We start from the raw sequence: 24,522 nt of genomic DNA, 5'->3' as shown, positions 1-24,522 counted from the left end.
GAACGTAACAACTAAGACTGCAAAGTTAAAGAGAGAAAGATCATGATGAAAATTTTGAATGAAATGAAGGATATGGTTTTTATCCTTCTGGTGACGGGTGTTTTCAGCTGGGTAGCCAACCTCATCAACATCCATCCGGATCTCGGTGCCAGCGCCATCGGTGTTTTCCTTCTGGTCGTGCTGGCTTCCATCGGCATCTTTATTTCGAAGCTTCCGGGCTTCCACAAGCTTCCGATGGTGTTCTGGGTTTCGATCGTGGCCGTGATGGTGTCCATTCCGGGCTTCCCGGGCGGTGACGTTGTGATCAGTTACACCAAGCAGGTGAGCTTCCTTGCGTTGACCACGCCGCTGCTTGCCTACGCCGGTCTCTCGGTGGGCAAGGACATGGAAGCTTTCAAGGCGCTTTCCTGGCGAATCATTCCCGTGGCATTGGCCGTGGCTGCCGGCAGCTTCATTTGTGCAACGGTTCTGGCTGAAATCATGTTGGGCCTCGAAGGTGTATTCTGACGCCTAGTAATGCGCAGGCGAGCTCCAGCGGCTTGTGCGCCGTCTGAAGGGCTCGCCTTTTTTTGTTGAACTTTTACGCCTAGAAACATCATGAGTAAGGAAGATCTCAAGCGCCGCGTGTGCGAAGCCATTCGTGCGCGTCGTGCCGACATCAAGGCTGTAGCCGAAAGCGTTTTTGCCGAACCCGAATTGGGCTTTAAGGAAACGAAGACATCCGACAAAATCAAGGCAGAGTTTGAAAAGCTTGGCCTGTCGTGCGAAACCGGCTGGGGCATCACGGGTGTTCGCGCCCGCATGAAGGGCAAGAAGAGCAAGAAGACGGTGGCGCTTCTGGGCGAACTTGACGCCATCATCTGCCGCGACCATCCTCATGCCGATCCCAAAACCGGGGCGGCGCACTGCTGCGGTCACCACGTGCAGCTTGCCAATATGCTCGCCGTCGGCATGGCCTTTAAGGACGCCGGCATCATGGACGAACTTGACGGCGACCTGATGCTCTTTGCTGTTCCGGCTGAAGAGTATGTCGAAATTGACTTCCGCAACGGCCTGCGTGAAAAGGGTGACCTGCGTTATCTCGGCGGCAAGCAGCAACTGATTGCCGAAGGCGCTTTCGACGGCATTGATATCGCCATGCAGATGCACGCCAACATCACAAACGATCCGCATGGCTTCTATGATCTGGGCGGCAGCTGCAATGGCTTTGTCGGAAAGCTTATGACCTATCGCGGACGTGCGGCTCACGCTGCGGGCGCGCCCGACAAGGGTATCAATGCGCTCAACGCCGCCATGATGGGCGTGATGGGCGTCAATGCCATCCGCGAACGTTTCCGCGAAGACGACTTCGTGCGCTTTCATCCGATCATCAACTCGGGCGGCGATCTGGTGAACGTAATTCCCGATTACGTCACGATGGAAAGCTACACGCGTGCAGCCAATGTGGATGCACTGCTTCGCTACAACACCGACATCAACCGTGCACTGCGTGCGGGTGCCGATGCCGTGGGGGCGACCTGTGAACTGCAGGACCTGCCGGGTTACCTGCCGTTGCGTCCTGACGAAAATCTGCGCAACGTGTTGCGCGACAATGCCGTGGCGCTTTTCGGTGAAGAACACGTGGCCGTCGGCGCACACAATGCCGGCAGTACCGAAATGGGCGACGTCTCGCATCTGATTCCGGTCGTACATCCGTGGGTGGGTTGCGCCAAGGGTGTTTTGCACGGTGCCAATTTCGTTCTCGACAACGAAGAAGTGGCCTACGAAAAGTCGCCCGAAGTGCTAGCCATGACAATCATTGATCTTTTGTACGACGATGCGAAGAAGGCTGAAGAAATTTGCGCCAACTTCAAACCCGTCTTTACGAAGGAAACGTACTGCGAATTCCAGGACAAGATCGCATCCGGTCAGTGATTTTCGACAGTCCTGAAATCTGAAAAAAAGAACGCGGAAGGAGGCGAATGCTCTTCCGCGTTTTTTTCCAGAACGGGACTTAAGCGTCTGGATTGATTGTGTTGACAAACGGATACGGACCGCTGAAGTCGCTGGGGAACGGGAATTGACCGAAGTGTGTTACCCAACCGTCATCTAGGAAGGTATGCACAGCGTATCCCGGTGTTTCAAAGACAAATTCATCACCACCCTTGGGGGTTAAGTCAAGCAGCATCTGCAAGGAGACGGACGGTGCCGTGACAACGACAACTTTGTTTTTGGCAAGGGTTGCTACGGGGCGATGTAAATGGCCTGTACAGAGACGTACATCCGGCCGTTGCGAGAGAATCTCAATGAAGCGGTCCCCGTTTCCGAATGGTTCATCCATATAGCCCATACCGGGTTTGACCGGCGTATGGTGACAGAAAACCAAGGAAGGCTTGTTGGTATTTTTCATCTCAGCTTCAAGCCAGTCGAGTACACCATCGGGCAAAGCACCCCAGTGAATGCCCGGTTGGAGCGTATCGAGCATGAAAAGCCGGTAGTCACCGAGATCGACCGAAAAACTCAAGTTCTCGGGACTGTAGACATTTGGGCAGAAGTGAGAGAGACATTCTAAAAATGGTTTTCTGCGGTCGTGATTGCCCGGAACCATGAAACAGGGTTTGGGAAGAGAACGGAAGATAGCATCAATGAGATGGTAAGAATCAATGTTTCCGTCACAGCTCAAATCGCCTGAAACTGCAATCGCATCGTATTCATCTTTATGCTGGGCCAGCCATTCCGTTAGTTCAATCATGCGGCGGGCGGTGTTGGCACGTGCGTAGGCAAGTTTGCCGACCGGTTCGACGTGAAGGTCGGATAAGTGCAGAATTTTCATCATTTTTCTTCAACCTTACTGCCGGCAAACACCATCAGATCACTGGCAGGGATAATCATTGTTGCTTCACAGCCCGGTTCAATTCCGGCCGGGATTTCGGACATATTGACTTTCACAAGTTTGGTGTGCGATTTCAGCTCTACGGAAATGCGGATGAAGCTGCCCATAAAGTGAAAATCGCGCACGATGACCGGAACACGCAGCACGGGTTCTTTGTAGTGCTGCGCAGTAAGTTCAATACTGGCTGATTCGGGACGGACAAAAGCTCGCACGGTCATTTGATCCAGACCTTTCAAGCGTTCTTGGCTGGAGGGAGAAAGATCGCTGACGGCAATCGTGCCGCCGTCAATATCCAAAATTCCGTTGGAAAGTGTTCCCTTGAGCTTGTTGCTGTTTCCGACGAAACCGGCCACAAAATCGGTGGCAGGATTGTCCCAAACATTTTGAGGCGTGTCGGCCTGATGGATGACGCCGCCTTGCATGACGACAATTTTGTCGCCGAGCACCATAGCTTCGTCCTGATCATGAGTGACGATGACGGCAGTGATCCCCAAACGTTTCAGAATGACTGCGAGCTCTTCTCGCACTTTGTGTCGCAAAAGTGCATCAAGAGCAGTCAACGGTTCATCGAGAAGGAGAACGCGGGGCCGGATGGCCAAAGCACGAGCAAGAGCGACGCGCTGTCTTTGTCCGCCTGAAAGTGCTTGGACAGGACGATCGGCGTATGGCTCAAGATTGACGAGTTCGAGCATTCTCGCGACGGTTTCTTTGATTTTTTGAGGATCTTCTTTGCGTACTGTCAGGCCATATGCCACATTTTCAGCAACAGTCATATTGGGAAAGAGGGCATAGGACTGGAACATGAAACCAATCTGTCTTTTTTCGGCGGGAATGTTGGTTACGTCTTTTCCGCCGATCCAGATTTGAGATCCTTCATCGGGAGTTTCCAGGCCCGCAATCATTCGCAGCAGCGTTGTTTTGCCGCAACCGGAAGGTCCCAGCAGCACGGTACGGCAGCCGGCTTCCATCGTGAGCGAAAAGGGGGTAAGCACCAGTGTCTCGCCGTAGTGCTTGCTGACGTTTTTGAGTTCGATCGAGACAGGTTCTTGTCCCGGATTGAGGTTCTGATCCATATTTCTTACCAGTTCTTATTTGTTTTTGAGCGCACGGCGCTTGCTCAAGCGTTCCGGAAGTTTCTGCATGAGCGTGAGAAGCGGCACTAGGATGACAAAGAAGATGAATGTGTAGGCGCTGCCCACTTCCAGTCGCATTGACGCGTAGCTGTCTGCCAAACCGACCGGAAGCGTTTTGGTGTAGGGAGTTTGAAGCATCCAGGAAATGTTGAATTCACCGAGCGAAACCGTGACGACCATCAGGGCGCCCGCCAATATTCCCGGCATTGCAACAGGAACGACGACCCTGCGGAAAGTCGTCCAGGCCGAAGCGCCGAGCGTGGCCGAAGCTTCCTCATACTGCGAAAGCGGTTCGACGCGCAGAACGGCAGTCACCGACCGAACCATGAACGGCAGACAGAACATGACGTGGCCGGCTAAGAGAAAGAAGATGCTTTGTCGGAAATAGGAAAAACCGCCCCAGATGAGCAGAATGCCCAGGCCGACTGCCAGCCCCGGCATTGAAAGTGGCAGAATGAATGCTTCTTCGATAAAAGCGGCCCAGCGCTTGCGTTGTTCACGCACCAAGACCCAAGCGGCAGGCACCCCGACGATGACGCAGACGATGAGTGTCATCAGAGCAAGACCAAGACTTCTGACAATCGTATCGCCGTACAGTTCGAGAACTTTGACGAGCCATTGCGTAGTGAGCCCGGATTTGATGCCGCGAAAAGCGTTGACCGTGAAGGCCGTGATGACCATCTGGATCACGGGCACCATCAAAAACAGGAGCGTAAGTCCGGTTAGAGCTGCTTCAAAACAAACAGCGCCGTTGAAGGATTTTTTTGCTGACATTGTTTGCTCCAGTTCTTATGCGGCACCGGTAACGGTAGAGGAGCCGGAGAAGTGGCGCGCCGCGACAAGCATGATCCAGGTGATCAATCCCAACACGACAGAAAGCATTGCTGCAGAGGCGATGTTGGCCGAAAGCGTAAATTCGGTGTAAATCGTGATCGGCAGAACATTGATGTCGGTTGCAAGCGTAAAAGCGGTACCGAAGGCTCCCATGGAGGTAGCAAAACAGAGCGCACCGGTGGAAAAGAGTGCAGGAGCCAGAGCAGGGAGCGTGACGTCTTTGAGAATTCGAAACGACGAGGCTCCTAGCGTTCGCGCCGCTTCCTCGTACATCGGATCTATTTTCTTTGCCGCTGCCATGACAGTGGTGACGACACGCGGGATTGAAAAGTAGAGATAGCCTAGGAAAAGGCCTGCCATGCCGTACGCAAATACGAGCTTTCCGGCCCCTAATCCCTGAGTAAACATGCCGATCAGGCCATTTCGACCGCCAAGCATGATGATCATGAAGCCAACGACTACGCCGGGGAATGACAGCGGCAACGTGATAAGTCCGACGATTGCATCACGTCCCCAAAAACGGTGACGTTCGAGAAAAAGTCCGCTTAGGCCTCCCACGAAAAGGCTGGCAAGCGTGACAAAGACCGAAAGCACAATGGTCGACAGGACACTTGTGCTGTAGCGGGGATTGGTGATGATTTCAAGATAAAGCCCTAAACCGCTTTCCGACGATACGGAGGCAGGAATAAGTCTCACCACCGGCAGCACAAAAAATGCTGCCAGAATGGTGATCGCCGGAAGCAGATAGAGCCACGTAGAACGGGATTTCATAGTGACTCTCAAAGCTTTGATTAGCCCTTGGTGGCCTTCAGGTAGGCTTCGCTGAAACTTTCCTGCACGGCGGCCATGCGGGCGTAGTCAATGCCGATTGCTCGCTTGTATTCCGAATCCGGGAGGAATTTTTCCTTAGCGGAAGCCGGCAGTTCGCCGAGAACCGGACGCAGATAGTTTTCCGCCCAGAACTGCTGCCCTTTTTCGCTGAGAACAAAATCAATCACAGCCTGCCCGTTTTCTCGGTGCGGTGCGTTTTTAACCATGCACATCACGTACGGAACCTGAATCGTGCCTTCCTGGGGGATGACAAACTCAATCGGTGCCTTGTCGGTGTATTTGGCTCGATAGGCATCGAAGTCATAGTCAAACAGAATGGGAATCTCACCGGACAGGCAGCGGGCGTAGGCAGTCTGCTTCGGAATGATCGGGTGGTTTTCAAGAAGCTTCTTATAGAACTCAATGCCGGGTTTAAAGTTATCAAGCGAACCGCCTAACGCCTGGTTTGCGGCCACGGCACAGGCATAGCCGACAAATGCAGAAGACGGATCCAGGAAGCCGACCATGCCGTCGTATTTCGGATCCAACAAATCTTTCCAACTCTTCGGAACAGGTACATCGCCCAATGCTTCCTTGTTGACCATGAAGCCGACGGTGCCTGCGTGGATGGAAACCCAATAGCCGTCGGGATCCTTGAGATTATCCGGAACAGACTGCCAGCCTTTGCCCTTGAACGGTTCGATGATGCCGGCTTTTTTTGCATTGATGGCAAAGGAAATGCCGAGGTACATAGCGTCGGCCACAGGGTTTTTGGCTTCGGCGATGACCTGAGAGACCGATTGGCCGGAATTTTTGTTGTCAATGGGCACATTGATGCCGGTTTCTTTGGCAATGAGTTGAAGCATATTGCCCCAGCCGGCCCATTCGGCAGGAACGTTGTAGCAGATGGCGGTTTTGCCGGTTTGTGCAAAAACGTTTGTGAAGCCGAAACCGCTCATCATCAGAGCGGAACCAAAAGCAAATTTGCCGAAGTTGCGGCGACTGATTGTGGTCATTTTTGTAATCCTGAAGTAGGGAATCAGTGTGGTGTTTCTTTGTTTTTTCAAAGACGCCGCAACGATAATCGGGAGGTATGTCGAAACGATGATGGTTTTGTGTAGAGACGATGACAAGAAAAAACGGCAGACGTACCGGACGTCTGCCGCAAATTTCAATCAGATAATTGATTGTGAAAGAGTCGGATTAGAGCTTGCCAACCAGTTCTGCAGAGGGCTTGAGCGTCTGTGCGCCCGGACGCCAGCGAGCAGGGCAGACTTCGCCGGGGTTGGCAGCTACGTACTGAGCGGCTTCCACCTTGCGCAGCAGTTCGGCTGCATCGCGGCCGATGCCGCCGTCGTGGATTTCACAGGCCACAACCTTGCCTTCGGGGTTGATCACGAAGGTGCCGCGTTCGGCAAGACCGGCTTCTTCGATCATCACGCCGAAGTTGCGGCAGATCACGCCCGTGGGGTCGCCCACCATTGGGAAGCGGACCTTGCCGACAGCCGGGCTCGAGCCGTGCCAGGCCATGTGCGTGAAGTGGGTGTCCGTGGATACGGAGTAGATTTCAACGCCGCGCTTCTGGAACTCTTCGTAGTGTTCGGCGAGGTCTTCAAGTTCGGTCGGGCAGACGAAGGTGAAGTCAGCCGGATAGAAGAACACGACGGACCACTTGCCGCGGAGATCGGCTTCGGAAATATTGATGAAGTCGCCATCCTTGAAAGCGGTGGCCTTGAACGGGAGAACTTCGGTGCGAAGAATGGACATCGGAGTATTCCTTATAAAAACAAGATTTCAAACTGGTGTGATTTGCGGCTTTCTGCCACTCATCGTGTGCGAAAAATCTATCAGAAGCACCCGCTTAAAAGGGATCGACAAAAAAGAAAAAGACAGCCGGGATGTGAGAATTCTTTTCTGTTACTCTCTGGAATCTTCTAATCGACTGAAAGTAAAGCAAAAATTTGAGCGGTCTGTTGATGGGGAGAGGCATCGGAAAAGGGGTGATATCAATGTCACGGATAGGACATATCTATCGGCCACAATGCGGCAATAAATTTCCGTTTTGTCTTGCTCAATACCGCCGCCTCGGCGTTAGGATTTGAAGCAATAGATCGCGATTCTTCTGGGAGTCCCGCTGTGACCGCCAATAGCTACTGCGCGCCGGCAACGCCGGCCGAACTCGAACGTTTTACGCCTTTTCTTTTTGAGCTTCTCGACGCATCCTTTGCTGAGATTTCGGCCCGCTTCCTGCGCGGCATTAAAGTCGACGACAAGGACAACGGCACGCCCGTGACGCAGGCTGACAAACAGGCCGAAGCCATCATGCGCCAGATGATTGATGAGCGGTTCCCTGAGCACGGAATCTTCGGCGAAGAGTTCGGCATCAAGGAAAGCCAGGAAGTTGACGGGGTTCGGTATCGCTGGATTCTGGATCCGATCGACGGTACCCGCAGCTTTATCACGAACAGTTTCCTTTTCGGCACGCTGATTGCGCTCGAGCGCGATGACGGAGCGGGGTTCCGACCGATTCTCTCGTCCGTCAGTCATCCTGCAGCACGCGTGCGTACGGTGGGTTCCCTTTCGGGTACCACGCTCTACTACGACAACGGCACTGCGCCCTTGGTTCGTCCGCTTCACGTGCGCAACTGCACTCAGCTGTCCGAGGCAACGCTTCTTGCAACGAGCCACTGGACGACGGGGGAACAAAAGGGCGACAAGCGGATTCAAAAGCTGATCGACGCCGTCAAGCTTTACCGTACCTTCGGCGACTGCTTTGGTTATTTTGCCGTTGCTTCGGGCGGCGCCGACATCATGATCGATCCTGATTTGAGCTATTGGGACATCGCCGCACTTTTGCCAGTCGTGGAAGGTGCGGGCGGTACGCTCACATCGGTGACGGGCGGCAATCCGCTCAAGGATCTCTCGGCCGTGTGCACGGCGGGCGGCATTCACGGCGAAGTGATCGCGCTTCTCAACAGCGGCGGCGATCAGACAGGCTCTTGATGCCGATTCAGAGGTCGCCAAGCGTCAGGCAACAAGGTTCTGGATCAGCACATAGTCATCAGAGGCGGTCGTTTTGAGGCGTTGGCACGCAAATATTTCAGCCGTAATATCGCTTATCTCTGACGGAAAAGGCGAAATTTGCGCCTTTTTCCGACCTAAGCGGTTGCTGTGGATGAGGTGACGGCGTTGGGACCGGAAAGCGGGATATCGATGCGCATGCAGAGCCCGTGGGGTTCGACGTTCGTTGCCGTGAGGGTGCCGCCGTGGCGTTGTACCGCACGCTTGGCAATCGCAAGGCCTAGACCGAATCCGCCGCCGGTGGGTTGATTTTTGCCGCGCACGAACGGCTCGAAGATCTTTTCGAGTTCGGAGGGATCCATGCCGGGGCCGCTGTCAGTAACGGTGATCACGACGTGTTCGTTTTCTTCCTTAGCTACCACGGAAACCTGTTGACCGGGGCCTGAGTAACGAAGTGCGTTGCGAACCAGATTCTCGACGGCGCGCATGAGCGAATCAACGTGCATGTTCATCAGGATGGAATCGGGAGACTGCAGCGTAACATGCGTACCGGTAGCAGATCCTTCGAAATCGGCATCATCGGTGATGGCTTCCAGTAGCGGCACCAGATCTGTCCGCTCGAAATGAATCACTGCGTTTTCGTCAAGACGGGCATAGGTGAGCAACTCGTCGACCATGGCGTTGAGAACCTGCACGTCGCCTTCGATGCGCTGCAAAAACTCATGCGATTTTTCCGGTGTTTTTTCCGCCAGTTCGACGGCAACAGAAATGCGCGCCAGGGGGCTACGCAACTCGTGACTGACGTCATGAAAGAGTCGTTTTTGTCGTTCAAAGAGCCCGTGAATACGTTCGGCCATGGCGTCAAACTGACGAGCGAGCTCACCGATTTCATCGTGTTCGTGCCCGACTTCATTGGCAATGCGGACGTCAAAGACACCTTGAGAGGCTTTTTGCATGGCCCATTGCAGTTTTTTGATCGGACGCGTAGATGTCCACGCGACGCTGCCGGCAACAAACACGGAAATCAAAGCCGCTATCAGAGCCCAGCCCCACCAAGGCATTTTCCACATGATGAGTCGAATGGGGCTCGGCGGAATATCGGTGCGTACGGCAAAGAAACGGTAGCCTTGGAAAGGCCGCATGTGTCGGCCGTGTCCCCGCATCGTATAAACGCCTTCCTGGGGACCGGAATGTGCCAGACTTTCGGCCGCTTTTTGAGGTATGGAGCGCCCTGAAATTTCATGGCCCGAAGGGTCCACAACAAAAACTTCAGGGCGAGTGTTGACTTCGGGATCTTTGAGCCAGGTGATTAGAGCATCTTCCCCGCCCCAGCGGGCAATACCCAGTGCCGTGCCAATTGCGCGCTCAGCGGCCGGGCTGTGCTCAAAGGAGCCGTAATTCGAAGGTGCCTCGGTAAAAAAAGAAGAGGCACCCCAAACCAAAGCTCCCACAAATAGAAGCGTGAGCCAGATACCGGCAAAAAAGCGGATGAAGATGCCGCTGATGGATTTCAAACGCAACAATCCGAAGTCCTTTTGAGATTAGTCCAAGCGAACGAGCTGATAGCCCACGCCGCGCACGCTTTCTATGGCGATGCCTTCAACGCCTTCCTGAGCGAGCTTGTGCCGGATGGCACTGATGTGTACGTCGATGGCGCGATCGTAGCGGCCCATGGGGCGGCCCAGAATGCGCGGATAGATTTCAGCCTTCGGAACCGGCTGGCCGGCCGAGCGTGCAAGCATTTCGAGAAGGGACAGTTCCGTGCCCGTAAGCGGAATCTGCTTGCCGTCATAGTGTGCGCGGCGCTGAGCCAGGTCGATCTGCAGTTTGCCGACTTGAACCGGCCCGCGGTTGTTTTCGTTGCCGGCCACACGACGCAAAATGGCGCGGATGCGGGCGACGAGCTCGCGCGGCGAACAGGGCTTCGGCACATAGTCGTCGGCACCGAGTTCCAGACCGAGAATGCGATCGACGGGGTCGCCTCGGGCGGTGAGCATCAAGACGGGGGTACGCCACTTTTCGCGAATGCGCTGCAGGGTCTCGACGCCGGAGATACCGGGCATCATGACGTCGAGAATGATGAGGTCAAACTCTTTGTTCTCGAGGGCTTGCAGACCTTCGGTACCCGAATGCGCGGGCGTGGCCTCAAAGCCTTCGAGCGTAAAGTAGTCGACGAGCAGCGTGACGAGCTCGACGTCGTCGTCGATGATGAGGATTTTCGAAGGACGTGCGTACATAAATAAAGCTCCCGAAAACTGAAACAAGCGATCGCAGCCGAAATGATTTGCGGAAAAACTTCCTCAGCGCTTACTCAAGGCCGAGGTCCTGTGTCAAGATAATTGCACAAGCTGAACCGTTTGTGCGGATTCGGCATTGTACTGAAGTCGAAATTTGCGTAGCTTTACAAAAGTCTCACGCTTCTTTGTAAAGACTCTCTTTAGATTACTGTTTAGGAAGCCAAACGGCACTGAACGAGGATTCAGATTTTTGGGTTTGGGATTAATGAAACGAACGCATCTCACTTTGACTGCCGCGCTCTGCGCCTTGCTTGCGGGGTGCGCGAGCAACACGGAGTTTCTGCAGGAGCAGGCCAAACTTGAGCCCGCCGAGTGGACGGCGACGCTGCCCGAGCTGCAGCCGCCGTCGCTGTTGGGCGACAAGACCTGGTGGCAAGCCTGGAACAATCCGGAGTTAACGGCACTACTGCAGGCAGCCGCGCAGCACAACACCGACATTCTGACAGCGCTTGCAAATCTGCGCTCGGCAGCGGCGTTGGCCGACGATGCAACGGCAGCTCTGTTTCCGACTTTTACGGCAAACGGACAGGGCTCAGGTAATCGAGCTCAGAACAATTGGTCGGAAGGCTGGCAGGCGGGAGCTTCAGGGGCGTGGGCGATTTCGCTTGCCGGTGGCAATATCGCCGCCAAGCGAGCGGCTGATTTCGAAGCGATGGCGAGCGCCATGACTTTGGAAGACACACGCATTGCCGTGGCCGCGGAAGTTGCACAAACTTATGTGAGTCTGCGGTTGGCCTACGTGCAAAAGCTTATTGCTGAGATGACGCTTTCGAACTACAAGCAGGCGGCCGACATTGCCCGCTGGAACTATGAAGCGGGTATGTCAGATAAAACGGAAGTCGATCAGGCCGTTTCCAATGAAGAAAATGCTCGTGCTCAGATTCCGCTGCTTGAACAAAGCATCGACAGTTATCGCAACGCCTTAGCTCGCCTTACCGGTCAGTCCGTGGCAACGCTTGACGTGAAGCCTGCCGAAACGGTGCCGGCTGCGCCGATGGCTCTGGCCGTTTCGCTTCCCGCGCAGACGTTAAAGCAGCGGCCCGATATGCGTGCGGCAACCTATTCTCTGCAGGCCGCTTCTGATCGCGTCTATGAGGCGCGCAGTCAGTGGTTCCCGACGCTCAATCTTTCGGGCAACATCGGAACGAAGGCTGCGACCATCACGACGCTGGGAGCTTCCGGTACGGGAGTGGCAGGCATTCTGGCCGCGCTTGCCTTCCCTCTTCTGGACTGGGGCGCACAGGTGACGGCAACAGAACAGCAGCTTGCTGCTTTGGATCAGGCGAGAGCCAATTACACCAAGACCCTTTTGGCGGCGCTGGAACAAACGGAAAATGCGATCACGGGCATCACTACGTCGCAGAGTCGAGCCGATGCGTTGCAGCGCGCTTTGACCGCAGCCGAATCGGCGGCCGATCTCGCCATGCAACAGTATTCGGCGGGTCTCACCGATTACCAGACGGTACTCAACACGCAGCGAACGCTCTATTCCGTTCGCGAAAATGAACAGAGCAACAAGGCCGATTTAGCTACACAGCTCATAGCGCTTTATCGCGCGATGGGAGGGGGCTGGAAGCCCACAACAGAAAATGGAGCGGCTGAAACAGAGCCGCAGACGACCGACAACGGCACGGCAGGATAAAGGACATGACAGAAAAGAAACTGACCATCAACGAATTGCGCGCCGGCACCAAAAGCTCTCGGGCGCTACGCATCGGCGGAGCAGCCGTGTTGATTGCGGCGGTGGCAGCCGGTGTCTGGTACTTCGGCTTTGCCGATACGGCCAAGGTCCCCGTGTACCGTACCGTTGAAATCACACGCGGTCCTTTGGAAGTGACCGTGGTGGCCAACGGCACCGTCAACCCGGTGCGTACGGTTTCAATCGGCTCCGAACTTTCGGGCATCGTTCGTAAAGTCAATGTTGACGTCAACAGCATTGTCAAGGCTGGCGACGTGCTGATCGAACTCGACGACTCCAACCTCAAGGCCAATGTCAATCAGGCAAAGGCTTCGCTTGCCAGCGCCAAGGCTTCTTTAGCCGAAGCCCAGGCTACGCTTGTGGAAGCCGAAGCCAAGATGCGCCGCTACGAAGAGCTCAACAAGAGCTCGGGCGGAAGGCTGCCCTCGCGTACGGAATTGGACGTTCAGCGCGCCACCGTTTTAAAGGCTAAGGCGGGCGTGCAGTCGGCTCGGGCGGCGATTGACGACGCGCAGGCAACTCTCGATACGCGTCTCACCGATCTTTCCAAATCCCAGATCAAGAGCCCGGTTGACGGAGTGGTGCTCACTCGCTCGGTTGAACCCGGTTACGCGGTGGCGGCGAGTTTGCAGGCCGTTGAACTTCTGACGGTGGCAACCGACTTGCGCGAACTCGAACTTGAGGTGGACGTGGACGAGGCCGACGTCGGTCAGGTGAAGGAGGGGCAGGATGCGACCTTTACGGTGGCAAGCTACCCCAATAAGCGGTTCCCCGCCAAACTCACAAAAGTCGCTTACGGTTCGACAACTTCCACCGACAACGTGATCACATACACGGCCTACCTTGACGTCAAAAATCCTCAGCTCGAACTGCGCCCCGGCATGACCGCGACAGCAACGATCAATACGGCCAAAAGCGAAAATGCGCTTCTGGTTCCGAGTACGGCGTTGCGCTTCAAACCTGTTGTGAATAACAGTTCACAAAAATCGAGCGTAGGCATCATGATGCCGCCGCATCGTACGCGCGGGACCAAGACTGCCAAGGAAGTGTCGCTTGCTCAGTACCAGCGCACTCAGACCGTTTACGTGGTGGATGAAAAGGGCGGGGCCAAGCCCGTGGAAATCGTGACTGGCCTTACCAACGGGCGCATGACGGAAGTAATTTCCGGGCCGCTGCAGGCAGGTGACAAGGTTATTACCGATCAGCTCAAGAGCATGCCCTAAGGTCGAAGGGAGCGAACGATGAGTGAACACCTCATTGAACTGCGTCGTATCGTCAAGCGCTATGGCACGGGGGAGGCGGCATTTAACGCCCTCGGCGGTATTGATCTGACGATTGATCAGGGGGAATTTGTGGCGATCATGGGCCCCTCAGGCTCGGGCAAGTCGACGACCATGAACATTATTGGGGCGCTCGACAGTCCCACAAGCGGCGAGTACCTCTTTCAGGGGCTGCATGTTGAGACGCTTACCAACGACGAGCGTGCACTTTTGCGCCGTCGGTTCATGGGGTTCGTTTTTCAGGGATTTAATCTCCTGGCGCGAACGACGGCTTTGGAAAACGTGGAACTGCCTCTTTTGTACCGAGGTGTGCCGGCTGCCGAACGCCATGAACTTGCACGCGCTGCGCTCGATCGCGTGGGCCTTCTGCAGTGGGAGGACCATACTCCGGCAGAACTCTCGGGCGGTCAGCAACAGCGCGTGGCCATTGCGCGAGCCATCGTCACCAAACCGCTTCTGTTGATGGCCGATGAACCGACCGGAAGTTTGGACAGCCGCAAAAGTGTGGAGATTATGGAGCTTCTAGCCGATCTCAACAAGTCCGACAAGATCACCATCGTGCTCGTGACGCACGAGCCGGATATGGCGGCCTATGCGCGGCGCTGCGTGCATTGCATCGACGGCATGATCGCAAGCGATACGCCGCAGGAGGGTAAATAAATGCTTGGCAACGCGTTTTTGCTGGCGTTTAGGCAGATTCGCCGCAATCCATTGCGCTCGCTGCTGACGGTTTTGGGCATCGTGATCGGCGTTGCGGCCGTCATCACGATGGTGACGGTCGGCAACGGTGCCACGGAAGCCGTCAAGGAACAAATCGAAAGTTTCGGCAGCAACCAACTGATGCTTCGCAAGGGGCAGCGCATGGGGCCCGGTGGTGCAGCCGGGGCGCCGAGCTTCAAGCTCGAAGACGTTGAAGCACTCGAAGATCAGATTGCGGGCGTTTTGTCGGCGGCGCCTCAGTCGCAGCGCAGCACCATCGTGGTAGCCAACGGTAAAAACTGGACGACAACCATCATCGGTTCAAGCTCGGACTATTTCACTACCGACAACAGGACGCTTGCCGAGGGGCGGTTCTTTGAGCCCGCGGAAGAAATGTCGGGTGCGGCTGTGTGCGTGATCGGCACAACCATTCAGAAGGAATTGTTTGGCCCGGGAGCGCCCGTGATCGGCGAGATGCTGCGCGTCAATGCTTTTTCCTGCCGCATCGTGGGGCTGCTGAATGAAAAGGGAACAGCCGCGATGGGCGGAGACCAGGATGATCTTGTTGTGATTCCGTTTAATACGGCTGCGCGACGCTTGATCGGCAACAATCGCGTCAACACGATTCTCATCAGCATTGATCCGCAGAGCGATCGCGTGCATCTTAAGGGACTCGTACGCGACCTGATGCGCGAACGTCGTTCGCTTTCCGAAGGTGATGACGATAACTTCTCGATTCTCGACACGGCCGAAGTGGCTGAAAAAGTGGCCTCCACCACTCAGATCATGACGGCCTTGCTCGGTGCCGTGGCTGCTGTCAGCCTTCTGGTGGGCGGCATCGGCATCATGAACATTATGCTTGTGTCAGTGACCGAGCGCACGCGCGAAATCGGGGTGCGACTGGCTATCGGCGCCACCGCCCGAGAAGTGCTCATGCAGTTTCTGATCGAAGCCGTGGTACTCGGTTGCATGGGGGGTGTCATCGGCATTTTGCTTGCCACCGGTTCTTCCTACCTGATCACCGGCTGGATGGACGTGCCCTACACTTTTGACCCGATGATCAATATCGTGAGCTTTGCTTTTGCTGCACTCACGGGCGTTATCTTCGGGTACTTTCCGGCACGCAGAGCCGCCCGACTCGATCCGATTGAAGCGGTTCGTCACGAATAAAGAAAACCGGTCTCCGAGCGCATCGGAGACCGGTTCTCAAAACACTAACTGGACGTTTTCCCAGCGATTAGAACGGAATGTCATCATCGCTGAAGCTGTCGGCTGCAACGGCCGGCTGAGCGGGCTGTGCAGGCTGAGAGGCCGGTCGCGCAGCGGGAGCGGCACGGCGCGGCGACTCAAAAGCTTCGTCGCTCTGATGCACCGGAGCGGATGAGGAGTTGCGGCTACCGAGCAGCTGCATCGTTTCACAGATGATTTCGGTGTAATAGCGTTCAACGCCTTCCTTGTCGGTGTAGCGGCGGGTACGCAGGCGGCCTTCGATGTAGACCGGATTGCCTTTGCGCAAGTAGGTTTGTGCGACTTCAGCCTGACGACCGAAGAACACAACGCGGTGCCATTCAGTTTCTTCCTGCACCTGACCTTGACTGTCTTTATAGCGACGCGAAGTGGCCATCAAGATGTTGCAGATGGCAGTACTGCCGTCTGCGGTGTAGCGCGTTTCCGGATCTCTGCCGAGATTGCCGATCAGGATGACCTTGTTAATAGAAGCCATGACGGTTAAATCCTAATAAAACTATTGAACCAAATATGTCGTTAGATACCAACGTTAAGCTCTCGAGTAAGTCAAGAGTCTGCTTCAACGTTTCCGCGGGCCGGAGCCGTCATACCCTGTGCCGCGATGATCCAGAGAACCATCAGTGCGGCGCAAAAGCCGTACACGCCGTGCGTGCCGAAGACCGAATACAGCCAGCCCCCGGCGGCTCCGCCGATGAAGACACCGACGGACTGCGTGGTGTTGTACACACCAAGCGCCAATCCTTTGCATTCCTGCGGCGCCGTTTTTGACACGAGCGAGGGCAGGGATGCTTCGAGGACGTTAAAGCCGGAGAAGAATACTAACAGCAAAACTGAAATGAGAAGAACTGAATTGTCAAAAATCTCAAATCCGGCAAATGCGGCCAACACCAGGCAAATGGCACCCACGAACAATTCTTTGGTTCGACCCGTTTTTTCGGCGTGCCGCAGAACGGGCATCAGAAACGCCAGACTCACGAGCACGGCGGGAAGGTAGACGGTCCAGTGCTGGGCCACGACGAGATCAAGTTCTGCCAGACGCAGCGGGATTACCACAAAGAGAGCCATCTGAGCCATGTGCAGCGAAAAGATGCCTAAATTGAGTCGCATCAGCTGGCTGTGCAGAAACACATCGCGAAGTTTGGCGCGGGCGCGGAAGTTTTCAAATCTTTTTACTGGAGCCGTCGGCAACATCAAAACGGCACCAATGGCAAGCATGCACAAAAGAGCGGTGAGCAGAAAAATGCCCGGTACGCCAATGGAGTCGGCCAGAATGGGGGAGATGACTAGCGAAAACGTAAAGCTAACGCCGATTGAGGCGCCGACGAAGGCCATGGCGCGAGTGAGGAGCTGTTCCCGAACGCTGTCGGAAATCATGGCGGTGACGGCAGCCGATACGGCGCCCGCTCCCTGAATGGCGCGCGCGATCAGGAGCGTCGTGATGTTGTCGGCAGAGTATGCAAGCAGACTACCGGCGATGAAAATCAAGAGACCTGTCACAATCACCGGCTTTCGTCCGAATCGGTCGCTCGCTGCCCCGAATGGAATCTGAAGCACGGCCTGGGTCAGGCCATAGATGCCGAGCGCCATGCCGACCATGAAGGCGTCCGTGCCGCCTTCAAGCGTCTGCGCCCAGACGGAAAACACGGGAAGAATCAGAAAGATGCCCAGCAGTCGCAACGCAAACACGGCGCCGAGTGTCATGGAGGCGGTGCGTTCCTGTCGTGTGAGGCGCAAAGGGGCGGATGACGTGCCGGTCATGGGAAGCTGAGGTCAAAAGAAGAAAAAACACTGCTTTAGAGCGCAATGCGTTGTATAGTAGTCGATTCGCCTAAGCCAAAACTTAAGCTTTGTGCTTAAACCGATTTTAGGAAGGACCGTTCATGCCCGATACCATCCGCATCCGCGGAGCTCGCACACATAACCTAAAAAACGTCGACGTAGAGATTCCGCGCGGCAAGCTCACGGTTGTCACCGGACCGTCGGGTTCGGGCAAGAGTTCAGTTGCGTTTGACACGCTCTATGCCGAAGGTCAGCGTCGCTACGCTGAAAGTGTCTCGAGCTACGCTCGCCGCTTCATGGATGTGATGGATAAGCCCGATGTGGATGCCATCGAAGGGCTTTCTCCCTGCATTGCCATCGGGCAGGCAACGACCACTACGGGATCGCGCTCGACGGTGGGCACGATGACCGAGATCAACGACTACCTGCGCGTTCTCTTTGCGCGAGCCGGTGTGCCGTACTGTGCCGAGCACGATGTGCCGCTGCAAAAAAGCGGCGTGCACGATATGGTCGATGCCGTGTTGGGTTTTGAGGAGGGAACGCGCGTTCTGATTTTGGCGCCCCTAAAGATTCCCGGAGCTGTCACGTTTGCCGAAGTGGGCAAGCAGCTCATCAAGCGCGGCTTTCTGCGTCTTTTGCTCGACGGCGAAACGTACACGCTCGACGATATGCCGCAGCAGATACTCACTGAGCCTGTGGCGGGACACACGATCGACATCGTGATCGATCGACTCAAAAGTTCTGATGCGCAACGTTCGCGCTTGGCCGAAAGCTTTGAAGCGGCCGTCAAGGCGGGCGATGGTCGCTCGGCCTATCTCAGAATGGACACCGGCGAGCGCCGTGTGTTTCACACGCGCTATTGCTGCCCGGTGTGCGAAGCTACTGCACCCGATCTGAGCCCTGCGATGTTTTCCTTTAACAACGCGCTCGGGGCGTGTCCGGTATGTGAAGGTTCGGGTGAAGTAGAACGATTTGATCCTGCGTTGGTGGTAAGCGACGCGCGATTGACGTTGCGCCAGGGGGCCGTGTGTGGCTGTACGCCGCAAAATCGAGCCAACTTTGCGGATCTGTTGACGGCCTCGCGCTTGCTGGGGTTCTCTCTGGACGTTGCGTTTGACGATCTTTCACAGGACGTTAAGGACTATGTGCTTTACGGCCCGAACAAGACGCAGCGTGAGGTGCTCGGCATGCCAGACTTTGAAGGTGTGATCACGCAGCTTGAAAAGAAGTGGAAGCGCACGACGAGCGAAGCGGTCAAAAACGGTATGCGCGTGCTGCGTCGCACTACCGTGTGCCCGGCCTGCGACGGGACGCGTCATCGAGCAGAAGTCAAAAATGTTTACGTGGGTGTACCCGACAATCGCATCAATCTGATTGAGATGCAGCGGCTACCGCTTCTGGAATTTGTAGAGCGTGTTGAAGGACTGGAGCTTGCGCCGGCCGCTGCTTGCGTGGCCAAACCCTTGTTTGATGAAGTTTTAAAGCGCGTGCGCTTTCTGATTGACGTCGGTCTGGGATATCTGACGCTTTCGCGCGAAACATCGAGCCTTTCGGGCGGCGAGGTGCAGCGCATTCGTCTGGCGGGTCAGCTCGGCGCCGGTTTGACGGGCGTGACCTACGTGCTCGACGAGCCGACCGTGGGGCTGCATCAGCGCGACACGGGGCGCGTCATCGACATGCTCAAGAAGCTCACGAAGGCCGGCAACACGGTTGTCGTGGTCGAACATGACCCCGAAATGATTCGCGCGGCTGACTGGGTGGTGGATATGGGGCCGGGAGCCGGTACACAGGGCGGCACGGTCGTTTGCCAGGGTGACGTCAAGGACATATGCGCGTGCGAGTCTTCCAAAACTGGCGCGTATCTGAGCGGACGACTCAAGATGCCGCAGGCGCCTCACAAGGTGTTTACCGCTGACTCCGAAGCTCTCGTCATCAGGGGCGCGTCGGGGCGCAACCTCAAGCACATCACGTGTCGATTTCCTGTGGGGGCCCTGGTGGCGGTCACGGGCGTATCGGGTTCGGGCAAGTCAACACTTGTCAACGAAACGCTCGGCCGCTTTATGAAAAAGCGTCTGCATCGCGCCAAGCTTCAGCCGCTTGATTTCGAGGAAATCGAAGGCGCTGATTATTTCGACAAGATCATTGAGGTCGACCAGAGCGCAATTGGTAAGACGCCGCGATCCAATCCGGCAACCTATACGGGGCTCATGTTGCCGTTGCGAGAAGTGTTTGCGGCAACACCTGCGGCTCTCGAGCGCGGGTACGGGCCGGGTCGCTTTAGTTTCAATACTGAGGGCGGCGCGTGCGAAGCCTGCGAGGGAGAAGGCCGTATCAAGTTCGAAATGGGCTTTTTGCCGCCGGTATATGTTGACTGTCCGGTTTGCCACGGACGGCGCTACAACCGCGAGACGCTAGAAGTGAAGTACAAGGGCAAATCGATTGCTGACGTGTTGGACATGACGGTAAGCGATGCGTTGCCGTTCTTTGACGTTCACACGCAGATCGTGCGCAAGCTCGAAATGCTAGAAGAAGTGGGCCTTGGATACATCGGTCTGGGCCAAAGCGCCGTGACTTTTTCGGGCGGCGAAGCGCAGCGCATCAAATTGGCCCAGGAATTGGCACGCCGCGACACGGGACGTACTCTCTATATATTGGACGAACCTACGACCGGGCTTCATTTCGAGGACGTGGCCGTGCTCATGCGCGTGCTGCGCCGTTTGACCGCGCTTGGCAATACAGTCATCGTGATTGAGCACAACACCGACGTGATTGCCGGAGCCGATTGGGTGGTGGACATCGGGCCTGAAGGCGGCAACGCTGGAGGTCAGCTTGTTTTTGAAGGCACTCCCGAAGATCTGATGAAGTGCTCCGAGAGCATCACCGGACAATGGCTGCACGCAACGGCCGACGGAAAGGCACCGAAAAAGCGCAGATGAGACCAGAAGTCAAATTTTTCGAGAAAGCAAGGGTTAACCCTTGTATAAGGAAAGTGTCAAACATCGAATCTTGGCTTTTTATGCGGGATAACCCGCAAATTGACGGTAAAAGGGTACAGTAAATTGACTCCTAAGCGATGAAAGTTTGATTTATATCAATATTAAAAACGTCTGAAAGGAGCATTATTCGCACATCAAAATCAAGGGTCAGGGTAGTAGTCTCTGCCCTCGATCCCATTCCATTAAAAAACTAAGGAAATCGATCATGACTCCCGACAACATCAAGTACGGTCATACCCCCACCGGCCCCGAAGTCATCGCCGGCGTGACCCTCAAGGATGCTAAGCGTGCCAGCAAGTGGCCTGCATACGTTGACGTGGCTCAGTCCGTCACCGGTGCCATCCTCGGCATCTTCCTGTTCTGCCACATGGCATTCACCAGCTCTATTCAGGTCGGCAAGGATCTCTTCTGGAACCTGATCCAGGTTTCCGGTGGTACCCCGATCTTCGGCCATGAACAGATCTGGCTGCACTTTTTGTTCGTCGGCATCATCACGCTCTGCGTCATCATCCACGCTCTGTGCGCTCTGCGTCGCTTCCCGACTTCCTACAAGCAGTTCCGTGATATCCGCGCTCACGTGAAGGTTGTGCACCACACGGATTCTTCTCTGTGGTTCATCCAGTTCGTGACCGCCATCATCCTCACCGGCATGGTGTTCCCGCACGTCATGGGCATGCTTACGGCTCCGTCCGAAATCGATCCCAACCTGTCGTCGGTTCACACCTATCACAATGGCCTGATCTGGACGCTCATCTTCCTGGTTGCCACCGAACTGCACGGCATGATCGGTCTGTATCGTCTGGCTGTGAAGTGGGACGTCATCAAGGGTCGCGCTCACGGTCTGCGCAAGGCCATGGTTGTGATCGCCTTCCTGATGATCTGCTGCGGCTCCCTGACGGCCTACACCTACTGGGGTTATGGCAAGGAACTCGTGGAATCCGGCAACGCCGCCACCCGTTACGTTCCTACCGTCAACTGGTTCGCCGACAAGTAATCCGAAGCTGTTTGCAGCAGCTCATCTCCCCGGGCTCCAGTCTCCTTACCCGGGGAGGCAACTTTAAAAGCCGAATTTCCTTTTTCCGGAAGTTCGGCTTTTTTATGCGTATGTGTCTGAGCTGAACACTGTAGATGCAGGCATGGGGGTTGATAGTGCAATTTTTATAAAGGTCCTGAATATTTTTGTTTCATTAGGGTTTATACTAAGGACAAAGGGTTTTAGTGCACTTTTCTGTTGACTAATATCAAAACTCGATGATCTCTTAACAAAAAGAGATAACTTGAGTACGAACAACCCCGAGCAACAGTCGATACGGCCTTCTCGCCGATCTTTTCCCAGACAGTTGCCCTTCTTATTAGGAGGCAAACATGCACGAATCCAGTATTGAGATCGGCGCACTGGACAACAAGTCCAAGGTCATCCCTCTCATCCTGGGCCCCTTGCTTGCCCTGGCTCTTTATTTCATCCTGCCGGAATCTTATGTGAGCGCCAAAGGCGATCCGGTTGAACTGACGCACGCCGCTCGCGCTTGCGTGAGTATGGTGCTCTGGATGGCTATTTGGTGGTTCACCGAAGCTGTTCCGATTGCCGTTACGGCCCTTTTGCCGATCGTGTGCTTCCCGCTACTTGGCGTGGCGACCCCCGCTCAGACGCTCAAGGAATATTCCAACAGCACGATCTATCTCTTCTTGGGCGGCTTTTTGATTGCTGCCGGCATCGCCCGCTGGGGCCTCGACCGTCGCATCGCTCTTTACACGATACGTATCGTGGGCACCAAGCCCAAGCAGATCGTTCTTGGCATCATGCTCGCTACGAGCTTCCTGTCGGCCTGGGTGTCAAACACCGCTACCGCCGCCATGATGCTTCCGATCGCTCTTGCACTTATGGCCGTCGTTCGCTCTACGCGCATCGACAAGCCCATCGATAAGGCGGAACGCAACTTCGGTGTGTGCCTGCTTCTGAGCGTGGCCTACGGCGCCTCTCTGGGTGGTGTCTACACCCTGATCGGTACGCCTCCCAACGGCATTTTGGCTCGCTTCGTGGAACAAACATATGGCTCGCCCGTAAGCTTCCTTGACTGGCTCAAGATCTCGTTTCCGACGATGACGATTCTGATCATCGCGACCTATCTGTTGCTCGTGCACGTGCTCTTCCGCGACCAGCCCGGCGAACTGCCCGGAGGCAAGGATTGGGTCAACAGCGAAATCAAGCATCTCGGTCCGCTTACCCGCGGCGAATGGACAGTTCTGATCGTGTTCGTGGTTGCGGCGCTGCTGTGGACGTTCGGTCCCGTGTTGCGCGGCCTTGAAATCGCCGGCACTAAGCCCTTGAAGCCGCTGAGTGACACCGTGATCGCCATGGGCGCCGGTATCATCCTCTTCATCATCCCCGTGGACGCCAAGAAGGGCATCCATGCTCTGGACTGGTCGAGTGCCGCCAAGGGCGTGAGTTGGGACGTGCTGCTGCTGTTCGGTGGTGGTCTCGCGATGGCTGCGGCTATCCAACGCACCGGAGCGGCTGATGCGGTGGGCGCTGCTGCGGTGGCTCTGGGCGGTCTGCCCGAGTGGGCGATCGTGGGCGGCGTGTCAACTCTGGCTTGCTTTGCCTCGGAATTCACCTCCAACACAGCTCTTGCTGCGACCTTGATGCCGCTTGTGGCCGCTGTGGCCGACTCCATCAACGCCAATCCGCAGTCTCTGCTGATTGCCGCCACGATGGCAACGAGCTGCGCCTTCATGATGCCGGTGGGTACGCCTCCCAACGCCATGGTGTTCGGTACCGGCCGCCTGAAGATAGGCGACATGCTGCGCGCAGGCTTCTGGCTCAATGTGGTCTCGATTATTGTGATCTCGATTGCAGTGCTGATCATTGATCCGGGTATCATTCCCGTGACCTAAACAAAACTGATTCAACCATCTGCTTCGCACCGCCGCACTCGGGGAAAAATTCTCTGGGTGCGGCGGTGTGTCGTTCCTGCAACGGCTCTTAACAAAAACCGACGTTTAAACGGTTCGTTTAGCTCTATAATTAAAATGCTATGAAAGGCATGTTAATTCCGTTCCTATCGTCTTTTCATTTTTTGCGGTAATGACCTATGACGCTGCGCTCTGTTGTTCTGGCTATTTTGAGTCTGTTGGCGCTGATTTTCTTGATCCTCAATTGGCAGGGAATCACGGCCTCCGTGCCTGTCAATCTGATCGTTGAAGAAATTCAGGCTCCGCTGGGACTGATCCTGTTGGTGATTCTCGGCGGGCTGTGGCTCTTCGGCATCGCTTGGGCCTTGATGCAGCAAGCTTCTACGCTAGTTGAGATTCGCAAGGCATACAAGGAAGCAAATGCCAACAAGTCGCTTGCCGACCATGCGGAACAGTCTCGCTTGGAGCAGACCAAAGAAAGCTTGCGTCAGGAAATGGTCAAGAACCGCGAAGAGCTTCTTGCTGGCATTAAGGCGGCTGTTGAAGTTCCGACGACCAGTGCCGTCAATGCTCAAAAGCGGCTGGAAGCCGTAGAAAAAGCGCTTGAAAAGTTATCGCTTCGAATCGAGCAGATTGCGGACAAAGCGCAAATCGGACCGGCGCCTGAACTGCCCGCGCCGGAACCTAAGAAGTCCGGCTTTTTCGGTTTTTTAGGGGGTAGTAAACCGAATAAGGAAGAGAAGTCGCTGAAGCCGAGCGAGCCGGACACAAATTCGGTCGTTGAAGCGCCGAGCACGGCGCCGGCGCCGGCGGCTGAGTCCGCACCGGCGCCTGTATCCGCACCTGCCGCAACCGACAATATCAAGGAGGAGGTTGCTCAGCCGGTTGTGCCGGCAGCTAAATCCAAAGACGGGTTTTTCAAAAAAATGTTCCATTCGTAA

At 55.5% G+C, this 24,522-nt stretch carries 21 protein-coding genes; 11 read left to right on the top strand and 10 right to left on the bottom strand.

Annotation, left to right across the window (positions count from 1 at the left end):
• Window positions 1-42: 42 nt before the first annotated feature.
• Complete coding sequence (locus DW133_RS00890) at window positions 43-507, top strand: hypothetical protein (protein ID WP_118274297.1); 465 nt, start codon at window positions 43-45, stop codon at window positions 505-507.
• A gap of 90 nt (window positions 508-597) precedes the next feature.
• Complete coding sequence (locus DW133_RS00885) at window positions 598-1,914, top strand: amidohydrolase (protein WP_118274295.1); 1,317 nt, start codon at window positions 598-600, stop codon at window positions 1,912-1,914.
• Window positions 1,915-1,993: 79 nt separating this feature from the next.
• Here DW133_RS00885 and DW133_RS00880 read toward each other — a convergent pair whose 3' ends face one another.
• The 6 genes from DW133_RS00880 to ahpC all read right to left on the bottom strand — a co-directional run bounded on the left by DW133_RS00880 (window position 1,994) and on the right by ahpC (window position 7,416).
• Window positions 1,994-2,815: a metallophosphoesterase gene (locus DW133_RS00880; RefSeq protein ID WP_118274293.1), complete on the bottom strand. Its 822-nt coding sequence runs from the start codon at window positions 2,813-2,815 to the stop codon at window positions 1,994-1,996.
• Window positions 2,812-3,945, bottom strand: a complete 1,134-nt coding sequence (locus DW133_RS00875; RefSeq protein ID WP_118274292.1) for an ABC transporter ATP-binding protein — start codon at window positions 3,943-3,945, stop codon at window positions 2,812-2,814. The genes DW133_RS00880 and DW133_RS00875 overlap by 4 nt, the downstream gene beginning before the upstream one ends.
• Window positions 3,946-3,960: 15 nt before the next feature.
• Complete coding sequence (locus DW133_RS00870; RefSeq protein WP_118274290.1) at window positions 3,961-4,779, bottom strand: ABC transporter permease; 819 nt, start codon at window positions 4,777-4,779, stop codon at window positions 3,961-3,963.
• A 15-nt stretch (window positions 4,780-4,794) separates the two neighbouring features.
• Entirely contained in the window at window positions 4,795-5,610 is an 816-nt protein-coding gene (locus DW133_RS00865; RefSeq protein ID WP_118274288.1) for an ABC transporter permease, read from the bottom strand.
• A 20-nt stretch (window positions 5,611-5,630) separates the two neighbouring features.
• A complete protein-coding gene (locus DW133_RS00860) occupies window positions 5,631-6,611 on the bottom strand; it encodes an extracellular solute-binding protein (RefSeq protein ID WP_199588774.1) in 981 nt (326 codons plus the stop codon).
• 241 nt (window positions 6,612-6,852) lie between these two features.
• Window positions 6,853-7,416: an alkyl hydroperoxide reductase subunit C gene (ahpC, locus tag DW133_RS00855; protein ID WP_118274286.1), complete on the bottom strand. Its 564-nt coding sequence runs from the start codon at window positions 7,414-7,416 to the stop codon at window positions 6,853-6,855.
• 369 nt (window positions 7,417-7,785) lie between these two features.
• On the opposite strand from ahpC, the gene DW133_RS00850 reads away from it, so the two are divergent.
• Window positions 7,786-8,652 (top strand): inositol monophosphatase family protein, encoded by an 867-nt coding sequence (locus DW133_RS00850; RefSeq protein WP_118274284.1) that lies wholly within the window; start codon window positions 7,786-7,788, stop codon window positions 8,650-8,652.
• A 155-nt stretch (window positions 8,653-8,807) separates the two neighbouring features.
• Here DW133_RS00850 and DW133_RS00845 read toward each other — a convergent pair whose 3' ends face one another.
• Both DW133_RS00845 and DW133_RS00840 read right to left on the bottom strand, forming a co-directional pair.
• The gene (locus DW133_RS00845; protein ID WP_147408836.1) at window positions 8,808-10,184 is read right to left on the bottom strand and encodes a HAMP domain-containing sensor histidine kinase; all 1,377 of its coding nucleotides are present in this window, start codon (window positions 10,182-10,184) and stop codon (window positions 8,808-8,810) included.
• Between the two features lie 27 nt (window positions 10,185-10,211).
• Complete coding sequence (locus tag DW133_RS00840; protein WP_118274280.1) at window positions 10,212-10,907, bottom strand: response regulator transcription factor; 696 nt, start codon at window positions 10,905-10,907, stop codon at window positions 10,212-10,214.
• Between the two features lie 265 nt (window positions 10,908-11,172).
• Between DW133_RS00840 and DW133_RS00835 the strand changes: the two genes are divergently transcribed.
• From DW133_RS00835 to DW133_RS00820, 4 genes are read left to right on the top strand one after another with little or no spacing between them, the layout of a single operon-like run.
• Window positions 11,173-12,609: an efflux transporter outer membrane subunit gene (locus DW133_RS00835; RefSeq protein ID WP_118274278.1), complete on the top strand. Its 1,437-nt coding sequence runs from the start codon at window positions 11,173-11,175 to the stop codon at window positions 12,607-12,609.
• A gap of 5 nt (window positions 12,610-12,614) precedes the next feature.
• On the top strand, window positions 12,615-13,889 hold the full coding sequence (locus tag DW133_RS00830; RefSeq protein WP_118274276.1) for an efflux RND transporter periplasmic adaptor subunit: 1,275 nt from the start codon (window positions 12,615-12,617) through the stop codon (window positions 13,887-13,889).
• Window positions 13,890-13,907: 18 nt separating this feature from the next.
• Window positions 13,908-14,606, top strand: a complete 699-nt coding sequence (locus tag DW133_RS00825; protein WP_118274274.1) for an ABC transporter ATP-binding protein — start codon at window positions 13,908-13,910, stop codon at window positions 14,604-14,606.
• A complete protein-coding gene (locus DW133_RS00820) occupies window positions 14,607-15,815 on the top strand; it encodes an ABC transporter permease (protein WP_118274272.1) in 1,209 nt (402 codons plus the stop codon).
• A 67-nt stretch (window positions 15,816-15,882) separates the two neighbouring features.
• Here the strand turns inward: DW133_RS00820 and DW133_RS00815 are convergent, their stop codons facing one another.
• Both DW133_RS00815 and DW133_RS00810 read right to left on the bottom strand, forming a co-directional pair.
• Complete coding sequence (locus DW133_RS00815; protein ID WP_118274270.1) at window positions 15,883-16,368, bottom strand: single-stranded DNA-binding protein; 486 nt, start codon at window positions 16,366-16,368, stop codon at window positions 15,883-15,885.
• A gap of 71 nt (window positions 16,369-16,439) precedes the next feature.
• Entirely contained in the window at window positions 16,440-17,651 is a 1,212-nt protein-coding gene (locus DW133_RS00810) for an MFS transporter (RefSeq protein ID WP_118274268.1), read from the bottom strand.
• Between the two features lie 122 nt (window positions 17,652-17,773).
• Between DW133_RS00810 and uvrA the strand changes: the two genes are divergently transcribed.
• The 4 genes from uvrA (at window position 17,774) to DW133_RS00790 (ending at window position 24,522) form a co-directional block, all read left to right on the top strand.
• Complete coding sequence (gene uvrA, locus DW133_RS00805) at window positions 17,774-20,608, top strand: excinuclease ABC subunit UvrA (protein ID WP_118274266.1); 2,835 nt, start codon at window positions 17,774-17,776, stop codon at window positions 20,606-20,608.
• Between the two features lie 265 nt (window positions 20,609-20,873).
• Window positions 20,874-21,662: a fumarate reductase subunit C gene (locus DW133_RS00800; protein ID WP_233542064.1), complete on the top strand. Its 789-nt coding sequence runs from the start codon at window positions 20,874-20,876 to the stop codon at window positions 21,660-21,662.
• Between the two features lie 371 nt (window positions 21,663-22,033).
• Window positions 22,034-23,563 (top strand): DASS family sodium-coupled anion symporter, encoded by a 1,530-nt coding sequence (locus DW133_RS00795; RefSeq protein WP_118274262.1) that lies wholly within the window; start codon window positions 22,034-22,036, stop codon window positions 23,561-23,563.
• A 197-nt stretch (window positions 23,564-23,760) separates the two neighbouring features.
• Entirely contained in the window at window positions 23,761-24,522 is a 762-nt protein-coding gene (locus tag DW133_RS00790) for a hypothetical protein (RefSeq protein WP_118274260.1), read from the top strand.

The organism is Sutterella sp. AM11-39 (assembly GCF_003472385.1).
GTDB lineage: Bacteria > Pseudomonadota > Gammaproteobacteria > Burkholderiales > Burkholderiaceae_F > Duodenibacillus > Duodenibacillus intestinigallinarum.
Note: the sequence above shows the minus strand (reverse complement) of the source record. Positions and strands in the feature narration are given on the sequence as shown.